Raw genomic sequence first — 13732 nt, forward strand, 5'->3', positions numbered from 1 at the left:
CATGTGGCACCCGCAACCGGGGTGGCAGCCGTTGCCGGGCGGCAGCGGCACCTCGACCGTCGGGGTCTGGTCGATCGTCGAGGACGGTCGTGAGCTCGTCGCCAAGCGCCTCGCGGCGCCCGCCGAGCACGACCCGCCCGAGCTGCTCGACCCGCGCCACTTCGCCTACTGGCGCAGAAGCGCCGACGTCGCCCTCGACGGACTGGTCGCCGCCACGGCCGGACTGCGGTCACCGGCTGTGGTCAGGGTGGAGGAGGACCCCGACGGGATCACCGTGGTGCACGAGCGGGTTCCGATCACCGACAATCCCGGCCTGTTCGTGGCACGCGCCCTGGGCCGGTTCGCCGGCGAGGAGCTGGCCGATCGGAGCTGGCTGGCGACCGACCAACTGCGAGACCGGCTGCAGCGGGTCGCCCTTCGGGGCGGCTGGCCGACGCTGGCCCGCACCACCGTCGCCGACGTGGCCGACCACCTATGGCGCCATCGCGAGGCACACCTGCGGGCAGCCGACGAGCTGCCCGTCGTCACCCAGCACGGCGACCCGGTCCCCGACAACCTCCGTGGCCGCGACGGGGACGAGGTGCTGGCCGTGGACTGGGCGACTCTCGGCCGCGGCCCGGTGGGTGCCGACATCGGCTACTACGCACTGTCGGCCCGAGAAGAGTTCGACTACCTCGTCCGCGCCTACTGCTCGGGACTGCCCCCCGGGCTGGCCACCGAGGACCAGGTCCGGCAGGGTGCGCGGATCACGGCCGTCTACACCGTCCTGACCCGCGCGGAGTGGGCCCTGGCGCGGGTGGCCACCGGCGAGGGCGCCCTGGCGGGGAAGTACCGCCACCCGAGCGTGGCGCCGTACCTCCGTGCACTGCAGCGCCAGTTCCCCCAGATCGAGGCCCTGGTCGGCTGAGAGGGACGGTCAGGGCGTGGCGACCTTCCACACCTGCTCGCAGGCGTCCATGGATCCCTGCTGGTAGCCCACCGTGAACCACTTCACCCGAGACTCGGCCGAGCCGTGCGTCCAGCCGTCGGGGGACACCCGACCCTGGGTGCGCTGCTGGATCCGGTCGTCACCCACCGAGGCCGCCGCCTCGATCGCCTCGTGGATGTCCTGATCACTGAGCTCGGTGATCAGGGGCTCTCCGGTGGCATCATCGGTCGAGGTGGCGCTCTTGGCCCACATGCCGGCGAAGCAGTCGGCCTCCAGCTCGAGCCGGACCGCGTCACTGGTGGGGCCCTGCTGGGTCTTCACCCGCTTCATGATGCCGAGCAGGTTCTGGATGTGGTGACCATACTCGTGACCGATCACGTAGGGCTCCACGAAGGCGCCGGCCGGACCGCCGAGCTGGCGCTGGAGCACGTCGTCGAAGAAGCTGGTGTCGAGATAGATCGTCTGGTCGGCAGGGCAGTAGAACGGGCCGACATCCGCGGTCGCGTTGCCGCAGCCGGTGTTGATGGCGCCGGAGAAGGTGACCAGTGCGGCCTCGGGCCGGAAGTCGCTGCCGAGGGTGGCGGACCAGAAGTTGGTGAGCGAGTTCTCTACCGCCACTCTGGCACAGTCCTCGCTGTTGTTGGCATCCTCGCCGGTCTTGCAGTTCTCGTAACGGCCGGTCCCGTCCATCCGGCTGGGGTCCAGCGAGCCGCCCTGAGCCGACGGCGTCGTCCCCCCACCGGTCAGGTCGATGTTGCCGCACATCGCGACCACCAGCAGGATCACCACGATCAAAACGCCGCCGATGCCGCCACCCATCTTGCCGCTGGGGATCGGGAACTGCATGCCCCCACCGCCGAGGCCACCCATGCCTCCGCCGCCACCACCCGAGCTGCCGGCGTCGTGCACGCGACCGGTGTCGATCTTGGCCTTCGGGTTGAATCGCATGCGGACGTCCCTTCGTGCGGCGGGCGATTGCCCGGCAAGTAGGGTATCCGGTGATGATCACGGCCCAGCATGTCCAGGTCCGCGCCGGGTCCAGATTGTTGATCGAGGATGTCTCGTTCCGCGTGGCCGCGGGAGACACCGTCGGCTTGGTCGGGCGCAACGGTGCCGGCAAGACGACCCTGACCCGGATTCTCGCGGGCGAAGGTCAGCCGGCCGCCGGCCAGGTCCAGCGGACCGGACGGGTGGGCTATCTGCCTCAGGATCCTCGAGCCGGCGATCCGGACCAGCTCGCGCGCGATCGCGTGCTGTCAGCGCGGGGTCTGCACGACGTGGTCCGGCGTCTTCGCGAGGCCGAGCAGGAGATGTCCAGCGACGACGACGCCGTCCGTGAGCGGGCGATGCGCAGATATGCGCGTGCGGACGCCGAGCTGCATGCGGGTGGTGGGTACGCCGCTGAGGCCGAGGCCGCTCGGATCTCGGCCAGCCTGGGCATCGAAGAGCGCGTCCTGCACCAGCCGCTGCGCACATTGTCCGGTGGCCAGCGCAGGCGGGTCGAGCTGGCCCGGATCCTCTTCTCCGAGGCCGACACGCTGCTGCTGGACGAACCGACCAACCACCTCGACGCCGACTCCGTGGGCTGGCTGCGTGACTTCTTGAAAGCCTATCAGGGCGGGATCGTGGTGATCAGCCACGACACGGCCCTGCTCGAGGAGACCGTCAACCGGGTGCTCCACCTCGACGCCAATCGAGCCCAGGTGGACGTCTACAACATGGGCTGGCGCGACTACTTGACCCAGCGGGAGAACGACGAGCGGCGCCGCAAGCGGGAGCGCGCCAATGCCGAGCGCAAGGCCGACTCGTTGACCGAGCAGGCCAACAAGATGCGGGCGAAGGCAACCAAGGCCAAGGCAGCGCAGTCGATGATGCGCCGTGCGGACCGGTTGCGCGCGGGGCTGGACGAGGAGCGTCGTGCCGATCGAGTGGCGCGGATCGCCTTCCCGGCGCCGGCACCGTGTGGTCGGACTCCGCTGACCGCCTCCGAGCTCTCGAAGTCCTACGGCTCCCTGGAGGTCTTCACCGATGTCGACCTGGCGATCGACCGGGGCTCGCGGGTCGTGGTCCTCGGCCTGAACGGGGCAGGCAAGACCACTCTTCTCCGGATCCTGGCGGGACTCGACCCACCTGACACCGGCGAGGTGACACCCGGGCACGGTCTCCGCTTGGGCTACTACGCCCAGGAGCACGAGACCCTGGATGTCTCACGCACCGTGCTGGAGAACCTGCACAGCAACGCGCCTCACCTCTCCGACACCGAGGCCAGGTCGGTCCTCGGCTCGTTCCTGTTCAGTGGTGACGACGCCGACAAGCCCGCGGGCGTGCTCTCGGGCGGGGAGAAGACCCGGCTGGCGCTGGCGATCCTGGTGGTGTCCAGTGCCAACGTGCTGCTGCTCGACGAGCCCACCAACAACCTCGACCCCGCCTCGCGAGAAGAGGTGCTGGCCGCGATCCGCCGCTATCAGGGGGCGCTGGTGCTCGTCACCCACGACGAGGGCGCGGTGACCGCTCTGGAGCCGGAGCGGGTGCTCATCTTGCCCGACGGCGTCGAGGACCTGTGGAACGAGGACTACACCGATCTTGTTGCACTGGCATGACACTGGGTCCGACGTGGCGCACCGTGCGCACCGACCGTGACATCGTCCACAATCGAATTCGGCCGGGCACCCTCCGCCGCGTCCTCGGCTTCGCGGCACCACAGCGGCGGCTGATCGCCCTCTTCATCGCCCTCACCGTCGTCGACGCACTACTGGTCGTCGTGACACCGCTGCTGGTGCAACGGATCGTCGACGAGGGCATCATCGGCCGCGACGGCCGGCTGGTGACGCTACTGGCGCTGGCGATGGCTGTGACGGCACTCTTCGACGCGCTCCTAGGGGTGGCCAACGGCTACCTGTCCGCTCGGATCGGGGAGAACCTCATCTTCGATCTGCGCAGCGTCGTCTTCAGCCATGTGCAACGCCAGTCCTTGGCGTTCTTCACCCGCACCCAGACCGGTGCCCTGGTGTCCCGGCTCAACAACGACGTGCTGGGTGCCCAGCGCGCGTTCACCTCCACCCTGTCGGGTGCGGTCTCCAACGCCATCTCCGTGGTGGTTGTCGGCATCGCGATGCTCGCGCTGAGCTGGCAGATCACGCTGTTGTGCGTGGCCCTGTTTCCCATCCTGCTGCTCACCTCCCGCTGGGTCGGTGGCCGCCTGGCCGGGCTCACCCGTGAGCAGATGGACGGCAACGCCGACCTCGGCAACATGATGACCGAGCGCTTCAACGTCGGTGGCGCCATGCTGCTCAAGCTCTTCGGCCGCCGCGACGAGGAGGACCGGCTGTTCGCCACGAAGGCCGCCGTCGTGCGGGATCTGGGCGTCCGGATCTCGCTGATCACCCGCGTCTTCGCCGCCGCACTGCTGGCGGTGCCCGCCCTGGCCACCGCCCTGGTGTACGGCGTCGGCGGCCACCTCGCGATCTCGGGTCGGCTCACCGTCGGGACGGTGCTGGCGCTCGCGACACTCCTCCTGCGGCTGCTGGGTCCCCTCCAAGGCCTCTCCAACGTCCGGATCGACGTCATGACGGCGCTGGTCAGCTTCGAGCGGGTCTTCGAGGTCCTCGACCTGCCGTCCACGATCCAGGAGAAGCCCGGAGCCACCGCGCTGCCGTCGACCGCGTCGTCCCTGGAGTTCGACCGGGTCGGCTTCTCCTATCCGCGCGCCGAGGACGTCTCCCTGGCGTCCCTCGAGGTGGTCGCTCGGGCCGGGTCGCGGCCAACCGGGCCGGTGCTCACCGACGTCTCCCTCCGCGCTGACGCGGGGGAGATGGTCGCCCTGGTCGGTCCGTCCGGGGCGGGCAAGACCACGGTCACCCATCTGGTGGCGCGGTTGTACGACGTCACCGCCGGCGCCGTCCACGTCGATGGCCACGACGTGCGAGACGTGACCTTGCAGTCGCTGGAGGACGTCGTGGGCTACGTGACCCAGGACGCGCACCTGTTCCACGACACGATCCGGGCCAACCTGCGGTATGCGCGTCCGGACGCCGACGACCGGCAGGTCTGGGCAGCGATGGAGGCCGCACAGATCGCGGACCTGGTGCGCAGCCTGCCCGACGGGCTTGACACGGTGGTCGGCGACCGCGGCTACCGCCTGTCCGGCGGTGAGCGGCAACGACTCGCCATCGCCCGCCTGCTGCTCAAGGCGCCGCCCATCGTCGTTCTCGACGAGGCGACCGCCCACCTGGACAGCGAGTCGGAGGTGGCGCTGCAGCGCGCCCTGGATGCCGCCCTCGCCGGTCGGACCGCGCTCGTCATCGCGCACCGGCTGTCCACCGTGCGCAACGCCAATCGGATCGTGGTGCTCGATCACGGCCGGGTCGTCGAGCAAGGCACCCACCAGCAGCTGCTGGCCGACGGGGGGCTCTACGCCACGCTCTACCGCACTCAGTTCCTCGGCGAGGCCGTCGGCGAATCCTGATCCTGGCGGCGGCCCTTGCGCCACTCGTCCCAGGCCAGATAGCCGAATCCGCCGACCGCCAGCAGCCCGAAGAACCACCACTGCAACCCGTAGAAGAAGTGCGGACCGTTGCCCAGATCGGGCAGTTCGGTCGGCGCGAGGGGCTTGTCTGGCGGTGGATCCTCGGACTTCAGGTCCACGAAGCCACCGAGCAGCTCCCGGTCCAGGTAGTCGCTGATCGCCACGCTGGAGACGGCCCTGGTCGAGCCGTCGGTGACCTTCGTGCTGTCGCCGGTCCCGTCGGCGCGGACCCAGCCGACCACGGTCACCTCACCGGTGGGCGGCGCGGGCACCTCATCCGGCGCGGCAGTCGTGTTCGAGGTCGCCACCCATCCGCGATCGACCAAAACCGTGCCCTGGTCGGTGTCCAGCGGCACCACCACATCGACACCCGCCTGACCCTCGCGAGTCTGATACCGCACCACGACGGTGTCGTCGGTGTCGTAGCTGCCGGTGGCGGTCACCAGCCGCCACTCGTCCGAGTCCGCCACCGGCCGTCCCTGCGCGAGCACGTCGCCCACTGGCACCGGGGTGGCAGCCTCGTTCCGCTCGGTGACCGCGTTGCGCTCCTTGCGCTCGGAGAGGCGATGGAACTGCCACTCGCCCAGCCACCAGGCGAGGTAGCCGAGCAGCACGACGGCGAGCGCAAGCAGCACCCACCGGCGGGAGAGCAGGAACCGCAGTGAACGCACGCCGACGAGCGTAGATCAGCGATCCCTACGCGTAGACTCGACGGGTGCGAGTGTTGGCAGACCGCTTCGGCCGGGTCGCGACCGACCTTCGGGTCTCGTTGACCGACCGGTGCAACCTGCGCTGCTCCTACTGCATGCCCGCCGAGGGCCTGGACTGGCTGCCCGGCGAGGAGGTGCTCACCGACGACGAGGTCATTCGCCTGATCACGATCGGCGTCGACCTGCTGGGTGTCCGCGAGATTCGATTCACCGGCGGCGAGCCCCTCGTCCGGTGTGGTCTGGTCGACATCGTGCGCCGCACCCGCCTCGCGGCCCCGGACGTCGAGCTCTCCATGACGACCAACGCGCTGGGTCTGGCGCGCACGGCGGCCGCACTCGCAGACGCGGGCCTGAACAGGGTCAACGTCAGCCTCGACAGCATCCGTCCGGAGACGTTCGCAGAGATCACCCGGCGCGACCGGCTGCCCGACGTCCTGGCCGGGATTGCGGCGGCCCGCGACGCCGGGTTGCGTCCGGTGAAGCTCAACGCAGTGCTGATGCGAGGGCTCAACGACAAGCAGGCCCCCGAGCTGCTCCGGTGGGCGCTATCGGAGGGCCACCAGCTGCGATTCATCGAGCAGATGCCGCTCGACGCCCAACACCGCTGGAGCCGCACCGAGATGGTCGAGGCCGACGAGATCCTCGAGCGGCTCGAGGAGGAGTTCACCCTCACGCCCGCTGCCGAGCCGCGCGGCAGCGCCCCAGCCGAGTTGTTCCTCGTCGACGGCGGTCCGGCGACCGTCGGGGTGATCGCCTCGGTCACCCGGCCGTTCTGCGGCGACTGTGACCGGGTTCGGCTCACCGCCGACGGCACCCTGCGCAACTGTCTGTTCGCCCGCGAGGAGTCGGACTTGCGCACACCCTTGCGCAACGGCGCGACCGACGACGAGATCGCCGATCGTTGGGTGGTCGCGATGAGCGGCAAGCGAGCGGGACACGGCATCGACGATCCGAAGTTCCTCCAGCCCGATCGCCCGATGTCGGCGATCGGCGGCTGACCCCGAGATCGACTCTGAAATGAGGAGATGCCGGACAGCCACGGGGGAAGCCGTCCGGCATCTCACGGCGATTCCCAGACGGGGGAGACTGGGCTCGCGAAGTGGATTCTTGCACGACCTGACCCCGTGGGCAACGAGCCTCACGGCGGGTCAGGAGTGGGGCAGTTCGCGCACGTCGGACGGCCCCTCGGGCAGGTCGACGCCCTCGCTGCCGTTCGCGGAGACGTTGGCGAGGACCACAGCGACGTACGGCAAGATCACGGCTCCCGCGATCAGGACCCAGCGAAGCCAACCCTGCCCGACCGCGATGGCACCCACGAAGCAGCCGGTGCGGATCGCCATCGACACCAGATAGTGCCGCTGTCGGGCGGCGGTGTCCTCGGCACGGCTCGGCGGGGCGGTGGTGATCCGGACCGGTTCGTCGCCGTGGCGTCGATCCCGGACGGACATACCTGCCATGGTACGCCGCTACCATCACCACCATGACCGACCGCACCTACCGACTCAGCGAGATCGTCGGCACCTCACCCGACGGCATCGACCAGGCCGTCCGCAACGGCATCGAGCGAGCCTCACAGACCCTGCGCCACCTCGACTGGTTCGAGGTCACCGGCGTCCGCGGCCAGCTCCGCGACAACGAGATCGAGCACTTCCAGGTCACCATGAAGATCGGCTTCCGGTTGGAGGACGAGTGAGTCGCTTTCGCCTGGCGCACGGCGTCCACTAGCGTCGTGCTCCGTGAGTGACTCCACCGTCGCGCCCCCGAGGCGCTCCGTCCTGATCACCGGCGGCAACCGAGGGATCGGTCGCGCCATCGCGGAGGCGTTCGTCGCTCTCGGCGACCAGGTCGCCGTCACCACTCGCAACGGCGGCGCGCCCGAGGGTTGCCTCGACGTCCGCTGTGACGTGACCGATGCCGGCTCGGTGGACCGGGCCTTCGCCGAGGTCGAGGCCGCGCACGGTCCGGTCGAAGTGCTGGTGGCCAACGCGGGCATCACCCACGACACGCTGCTCCTGCGGATGTCCGAGGAGGACTGGACGGCCGTCGTGGACACGAACCTCACCGGCTCGTTCCGGGTTGTCCGGCGGGCAGCCAAGGGCATGCTCCGACTGCGCCGCGGCCGGATCGTGTTGATCTCCTCCGTCGTCGGCCTCCTCGGCTCGGCGGGGCAGACCAACTACGCCGCCTCGAAGGCCGGCCTGGTCGGGATGGCCCGCTCCATCGCCCGCGAGCTCGGCTCGCGGAGCATCACTGCCAACGTCGTCGCACCCGGCTTCGTGGAGACCGACATGACCGACGTGTTGACCGACGAGCAGAGGGCCGCGATCCGGTCCCAGGTCCCACTCGGCCGCTACGCGACACCAGCGGAGATCGCCTCCGTCGTGACCTGGTTGGCCTCCGAGGGGGCCGGCTATGTGACCGGCGCGGTCATCCCGGTCGACGGCGGCCTGGGCATGGGTCACTGAGAGGAGACAGCATGGGAATTCTGGATGGCAAGCGCATCCTGGTCGCGGGCGTCACGATGGACAGCTCGATCGGGTTCGCCGTGGCCCGGGTCGCCCAGGAGCAGGGCGCGACGGTGATCATCTCCAACTTCGGGCGCGCCCTCGGCATCACCAAGCGGATCGCCAAACGGCTCCCGGTCGAGCCGCCCGTGCTGGAGCTCGACGTGACCGATCCCGAGCACCTCGACCGGCTGCCGGGCCTGCTGCGCGACCACGTCGACGGGCTCGACGGCGTCGTGCACTCCATCGCCTACGGCAACCCCGAGACGCTCCTCGGCGGCAAGTTCCTCGACGGGCCCTGGGAGGACGTCGCCCAGGCACTCCAGGTGTCGGCCTACTCCCTGAAGTCGCTCACGGTGGCCTGCCAACCGATGCTGACCGACGGCGCCTCGGTCGTGGGGATGACCTTCGACGGCAGCATCGCCTGGCCGGCGTACGACTGGATGGGCGTCGCGAAGGCCGCCCTGGAGTCTTGCGCTCGCTATCTCGCGCGCGATCTGGGGCCGTCAGGGGTGCGGGTCAACCTGGTCTCGGCCGGGCCGCTGAAGACGCTCGCCGCCAAGGCGATCCCCGGCTTCGAGGATCTGGAGTCGATGTGGTCGACCCGGGCCCCGCTGGGCTGGGACGAGACCGACCAGATCCCCACCGCGAAGGCGGTCTGCGCGCTGCTCTCGGACCTGTTCCCTGCCACGACGGGCGAGATCGTGCACGTGGACGGCGGCTTCCACGCGATGGGTGCCTGAGTGCCCACCGTGGAGCGCACCCTCGTCGTGGTGCGGCACGCCCGCGCGTCGCAGGAGGGCGCCGACTTCGACCGCGACCTTGAGCCGGAGGGCGCCCGGGCCGCCCTCGCCGCAGGCCGCTGGCTGGCCGCGGAGGGGTACGTCGCCGATGCGGCCCTCGTCTCGGCGGCACGGCGTGCGGAGCGCACCTGGGCGTCTCTCAGCGAAGGGGCGGCCTGGAGCGCCGAGCCGCTGCTCGACCGCGCCCTCTACCACGCCGACGCGGAGAGCGCGCTGGACCTGGTCCGGGAGACCGACGAGGGCAGCCACTGCCTGGTCGTGGTCGGCCACAACCCCACTGTCGCGACGATGGCCCAACTCCTCGACGACGGCGAGGGCGACGTCGCGACCGGCCTGGCGATGGCTGGCGGCTACCCGCCGGCGAGTCTGGCCGTGTTCACCTTCCCCGGTCCGTGGCGTGAGCTCGGCTGGGCAGGTGCCCGGTTGGTGGCCTTCAGAGAGGGGGAGCGGGGGTGACCACCCCTGCCGCCTCGTCCGCGGTCTCGATCTCCTCGCGAGTGATGCCGAGCAGATACATGATCGTGTCGAGATAGGGCACGTTCACCGCGGTGTCCGCGGCCTCCCGGACGACCCGCTTCGCGTTGTAGGCGATGCCGAGACCGGCGGCCGACAGCATGTCCAGGTCGTTGGCGCCGTCACCGATCGCCACCACCGCCTCATCCGGCACGCCGAAGTCGGCGGCGAACTGCCGCAGCGCGGCCGCCTTCCCGGCCCGGTCCACCACGTCGCCGACGATCCGGCCGGTGAGCCGACCGTCGACGACCTCCAGCTCGTTGGCTCGGGAGTAGTGGATCTTGAGCTCCTTGGCCAGCCGATCGGTGATCTGGCTGAAGCCTCCGGACACGATGGCGAATCGGAACCCCAACCGACGCAACGTGCGGACCAGGGTGCGGGCGCCCGGGGTGAGCTCGATCGCGTCGTACACCCGATCCAGCGCCGTCGCGTCGAGGCCCTCCAGCAGGGCTACCCGCGCCCGCAGTGACTCCTCGAAGTCGAGCTCACCGTTCATCGCCGCCGTGGTGACGGCCGCGACCTCCGCCTCGCAACCGGCTTCGGCCGCGAGCATCTCGATGACCTCTCCTTGGATCAGTGTGGAGTCGACGTCCATCACGATCAGCCGCATGCTGCGCTGGAGCAGGCTCGCGGGCTGGACGGCGATGTCGATCCCTTGCGCCGCCGCCTCGGTGGCGAGCAGGGTGCGCAAGAGGTCGGTGTTCGCGCCGGAAAGGTGCAGGTCGATCGCCGTCACGGGATAGCGGGCCATCCGCGTGATCCGGTCGATGTTCGCACCGCTGTCGGCGATCCGGCCGGCCACTGCCGCGAACGCCTTCGCCCGCAGCGGGCCGCCGATCAAGGTGACCTTGCAGCGTCCGGTCCGCCGTCGGGTGTTGTCGCCCACGCCGCGCTCGATGTCGACCTGCATCTCGAGACCGGCCGCGGTGTTCTCCACCGCCTCGACCAGGCGCCGCCAGTCGCGGGGCGCCGTCACCAGGACGCCGAGCACCAGCCGGCCACGGAGCACGATCTGCTCGACGTCGACGACCTCTACCGCTGCGGCCGACAGCACCCGGAAGACGGCCGAGGTGACCCCCGGCCGATCCCGTCCGGAGAGGGTGATGAGGAGCGTCTGCGACGCGTCGGGATGCTGGGGATCCATCGAGCGGCAGGCTACCCCGATCTCGATGGTGCAGGTCGATAGGGTGTCCGCCATGGCGCTGGCCCTCGAGTTCACCGATCTCACCGTCCGCCGTGGCCGGGCGACGCTGCTGGACCAGGTGACGTGGGCGGTCGAGGAGGACGAGCGCTGGGTCATCCTGGGCCCCAACGGCGCCGGCAAGACGACCCTCCTCCAGGTCGCCTCCGCCGCCATCCACCCGACGTCGGGCACGGCGACCATCTTGGAGGAGACGCTGGGGGCGGTGGACGTCTTCGAGCTGCGTCCCCGGATCGGCGTCACCTCCGCTGCCGTCGCCGAGCGGGTGCCCCGTCATGAGCTGGTCGGCGACCTGGTCGTCTCGGCGTCGTACGCCGTGGTCGGTCGCTGGCGTGAGCGCTACGACGACCTCGACCACGAGCGTGCCGCCGAACTGCTGGTCGAGCTGGGCGCGGGCGACCTGGTCGATCGTACTTTCGGCACGCTCAGCGAGGGGGAGCGGAAGCGGGTTCAGATCGCTCGGGCGCTGATGACCGATCCGGAGCTGCTGCTGCTCGACGAGCCGGCCGCCGGGCTGGACCTGGGTGGTCGGGAGGATCTGGTCTCGACGCTGAGCCGATTGGCGTTCGATCCGGATGCTCCCGCGATGATCCTGGTCTCGCACCACCTCGAGGAGATCCCGCCCGGATTCAGCCACGGCTTGCTCCTGCGCGAGGGCAGGGTCGTCGCGCAAGGGCTGTTGGACGAGGTGCTGACGCCGGCCAACCTCGGTGAGACGTTCGGCATGCCGTTGGTGGTGTCGTCCGCCGATGGCCGCTGGACCGCGCGGCGGGAGACCCGACACCGGGCCGAATAGAACACGCCGGATAGGGTCTGAATGCATGAGGGAGTTCCTGGACTGGCTCGGCGATCACCAGGCGGGGGGCTGGCTCGGCCTGGCCATCCTGCTGGGCGTCGCCGAGATGTTCAGCCTCGACCTGGTCCTCGCGATGCTGGCCGCTGGTGCCCTCGTCGGCATGGTGCTCGCCCTGGTCGGACTGCCCTTCGCTCTCCAGGTCCTCGGCGGCGCGATCGCCGCTGTGGCCGCGCTCGGGCTGCTCCGCCCTTCGCTGGTGAAGAGACTGCACGACGGTCCCGAGCTCACCACCGGGCACGCCAAGCTGGTCGGCCTCGAGGCCGTCGTGACCCAGCGCATCGCCGCCCACGCACCCGGGCGGATCAAGCTCGCCGGCGAGATCTGGTCGGCCGAGTCCTACGACGAGTCGCTGACCATCGAGGTGGGACAGACCGTGCAGGTCTTCGAGATCCGCGGTGCCACCGCCTTCGTCCATCCGATCGCGGAGCTGGGCTCTTGACCAGCCCGTCGTTCCCCAACCGAGAGGAAGCCAGATGACCGCCATCCCGTTCATCCTGCTGGCCCTGGTCCTGCTCTTCGTCGTGGTCATGCTCGGCCGCACCGTCCGGATCATCCCGCAGGCGCGGGCCGGGATCGTCGAGCGCTTCGGGAAGTACAAGCAGACCCTGCCCGCCGGCCTCAACATCGTGGTGCCGTTCATCGACCGGGTCCGCTATCTCATCGACCTCCGCGAGCAGGTGGTCAGCTTTCCACCCCAGCCGGTGATCACCGAGGACAACCTGGTGGTCTCCATCGACACCGTCATCTACTTCCAGGTGACCGATCCGATCGCCGCCACCTACGAGATCGCCAACTACATCACCGCGGTCGAGCAGCTCACCATGACCACCCTGCGCAACATCGTCGGCGGCATGGATCTGGAGCAGACACTGACCAGCCGTGAGGAGATCAACAACGGACTCCGCGGTGTCCTCGACGAAGCCACCGGCAAGTGGGGCATCCGCGTCAACCGGGTCGAGATCAAGGGCATCGACCCGCCGCCCTCGATCAAGGACTCGATGGAGAAGCAGATGCGCGCCGACCGCGACAAGCGGGCCGCGATCCTCTCCGCGGAGGGCCAGCGGCAGTCGGCCATCCTCACCGCCGAGGGTGACAAGCAGGCCGCGATTCTCTCCGCCGAGGGTGCCCGGGAGTCGCAGATCCTGCGTGCCCAAGCCGACCGTGAGGCGGCCATCCTGCGCGCCCAGGGTGAGGGCCAGGCCATCCAGACGGTCTTCCAGGCGATCCACGACGGGCAGCCCGACCAATCCCTGCTCGCCTACCAATACCTCCAGATGCTGCCCCGGATCGCGTCCGGCGACGCCAACAAGGTCTGGATCGTGCCGTCGGAGATCGGCCGTGCTCTCGAGGGCCTCGGCTCAACGCTCGGCTCTATCCAGGGCATCCCTGCCGATTCGGAGGGACCGCGCACACGGGTCGACATGGGGCCCGCAGGCGGCGAACTGGAGACTGGCAGCGTCGGTCCGTCCGATCGCGAACTGTCCAACACCCGCGCCGATGTCGAGGCGGCCATCGCCGAGGCACAGAGCGCCGCCAACCCCGGCGCCGGCCGCCGCGACGCTGCTTCCACCGACCCGCTCAGCGACCCCCTGGATCCACCTCCACCTGTCTCGGGTTCGTGAGATAGTGAACCCTCCTCGGGCTTCTTGAGGATGGGGGATCCGGGTGAGCCGTAGGATCGGGTTCCCGCTG

15 protein-coding genes are annotated in these 13732 nt (G+C 69.8%); 11 read left to right on the forward strand and 4 right to left on the reverse strand.

Annotated features, from left to right (window positions below):
- Nucleotide 1 precedes the first annotated feature (1 nt).
- Nucleotides 2-907: a phosphotransferase gene (locus tag QM714_RS03860; RefSeq protein ID WP_415097755.1), complete on the forward strand. Its 906-nt coding sequence runs from the start codon at nt 2-4 to the stop codon at nt 905-907.
- A 9-nt stretch (nt 908-916) separates the two neighbouring features.
- On the opposite strand, the gene QM714_RS03865 is transcribed toward QM714_RS03860, so the two are convergent.
- Nucleotides 917-1876: a neutral zinc metallopeptidase gene (locus QM714_RS03865; RefSeq protein WP_415097757.1), complete on the reverse strand. Its 960-nt coding sequence runs from the start codon at nt 1874-1876 to the stop codon at nt 917-919.
- Nucleotides 1877-1929: 53 nt separating this feature from the next.
- Here QM714_RS03865 and QM714_RS03870 point away from each other — a divergent pair, with 53 nt between their 5' ends.
- Together QM714_RS03870 and QM714_RS03875 are read left to right on the forward strand one after the other, a co-directional pair.
- The gene (locus tag QM714_RS03870) at nt 1930-3528 is read left to right on the forward strand and encodes an ABC-F family ATP-binding cassette domain-containing protein (protein ID WP_415097759.1); all 1599 of its coding nucleotides are present in this window, start codon (nt 1930-1932) and stop codon (nt 3526-3528) included.
- A gap of 23 nt (nt 3529-3551) precedes the next feature.
- Nucleotides 3552-5393, forward strand: a complete 1842-nt coding sequence (locus QM714_RS03875) for an ABC transporter ATP-binding protein (protein ID WP_415097761.1) — start codon at nt 3552-3554, stop codon at nt 5391-5393.
- Here QM714_RS03875 and QM714_RS03880 read toward each other — a convergent pair.
- Nucleotides 5360-6124, reverse strand: a complete 765-nt coding sequence (locus QM714_RS03880; protein WP_415097763.1) for an SURF1 family protein — start codon at nt 6122-6124, stop codon at nt 5360-5362. The two genes, QM714_RS03875 and QM714_RS03880, sit on opposite strands and share 34 nt — an antisense overlap.
- Nucleotides 6125-6168: 44 nt before the next feature.
- Here QM714_RS03880 and moaA point away from each other — a divergent pair, with 44 nt between their 5' ends.
- A complete protein-coding gene (moaA, locus tag QM714_RS03885) occupies nt 6169-7161 on the forward strand; it encodes a GTP 3',8-cyclase MoaA (RefSeq protein ID WP_415097765.1) in 993 nt (330 codons plus the stop codon).
- A 150-nt stretch (nt 7162-7311) separates the two neighbouring features.
- Here the strand turns inward: moaA and QM714_RS03890 are convergent, their stop codons facing one another.
- Entirely contained in the window at nt 7312-7611 is a 300-nt protein-coding gene (locus tag QM714_RS03890) for a DUF3099 domain-containing protein (RefSeq protein ID WP_415097767.1), read from the reverse strand.
- A 32-nt stretch (nt 7612-7643) separates the two neighbouring features.
- On the opposite strand from QM714_RS03890, the gene QM714_RS03895 reads away from it, so the two are divergent.
- The 4 genes from QM714_RS03895 to QM714_RS03910 are packed head-to-tail and all read left to right on the forward strand — an operon-like array spanning nt 7644 to nt 9926.
- Nucleotides 7644-7856 (forward strand): dodecin, encoded by a 213-nt coding sequence (locus QM714_RS03895; RefSeq protein WP_415097769.1) that lies wholly within the window; start codon nt 7644-7646, stop codon nt 7854-7856.
- A gap of 43 nt (nt 7857-7899) precedes the next feature.
- Nucleotides 7900-8628, forward strand: a complete 729-nt coding sequence (locus tag QM714_RS03900; RefSeq protein ID WP_415097771.1) for a beta-ketoacyl-ACP reductase — start codon at nt 7900-7902, stop codon at nt 8626-8628.
- An 11-nt stretch (nt 8629-8639) separates the two neighbouring features.
- Nucleotides 8640-9410, forward strand: a complete 771-nt coding sequence (gene fabI, locus QM714_RS03905) for an enoyl-ACP reductase FabI (protein WP_415097773.1) — start codon at nt 8640-8642, stop codon at nt 9408-9410.
- Nucleotides 9411-9926, forward strand: coding sequence for a SixA phosphatase family protein (locus QM714_RS03910; protein WP_415097775.1), 516 nt, complete (start codon nt 9411-9413; stop codon nt 9924-9926).
- On the opposite strand, the gene serB is transcribed toward QM714_RS03910, so the two are convergent.
- The gene (gene serB, locus QM714_RS03915; RefSeq protein ID WP_415097777.1) at nt 9904-11127 is read right to left on the reverse strand and encodes a phosphoserine phosphatase SerB; all 1224 of its coding nucleotides are present in this window, start codon (nt 11125-11127) and stop codon (nt 9904-9906) included. The genes QM714_RS03910 and serB overlap by 23 nt on opposite strands.
- Nucleotides 11128-11179: 52 nt before the next feature.
- Here serB and QM714_RS03920 point away from each other — a divergent pair, with 52 nt between their 5' ends.
- The 3 genes from QM714_RS03920 to QM714_RS03930 are packed head-to-tail and all read left to right on the forward strand — an operon-like array spanning nt 11180 to nt 13662.
- Nucleotides 11180-11980 carry an ABC transporter ATP-binding protein gene (locus QM714_RS03920; protein WP_415097779.1) on the forward strand — a complete coding sequence of 267 codons (801 nt, stop codon included), beginning with the start codon at nt 11180-11182 and terminating at the stop codon, nt 11978-11980.
- 25 nt (nt 11981-12005) lie between these two features.
- Entirely contained in the window at nt 12006-12479 is a 474-nt protein-coding gene (locus QM714_RS03925; protein WP_415097781.1) for an NfeD family protein, read from the forward strand.
- 34 nt (nt 12480-12513) lie between these two features.
- A complete protein-coding gene (locus QM714_RS03930; RefSeq protein WP_415097783.1) occupies nt 12514-13662 on the forward strand; it encodes an SPFH domain-containing protein in 1149 nt (382 codons plus the stop codon).
- Nucleotides 13663-13732: the final 70 nt, after the last annotated feature.

Origin of the sequence: Nocardioides sp., assembly GCF_047602075.1 — a bacterium.
GTDB lineage: Bacteria > Actinomycetota > Actinomycetes > Propionibacteriales > Nocardioidaceae > Nocardioides.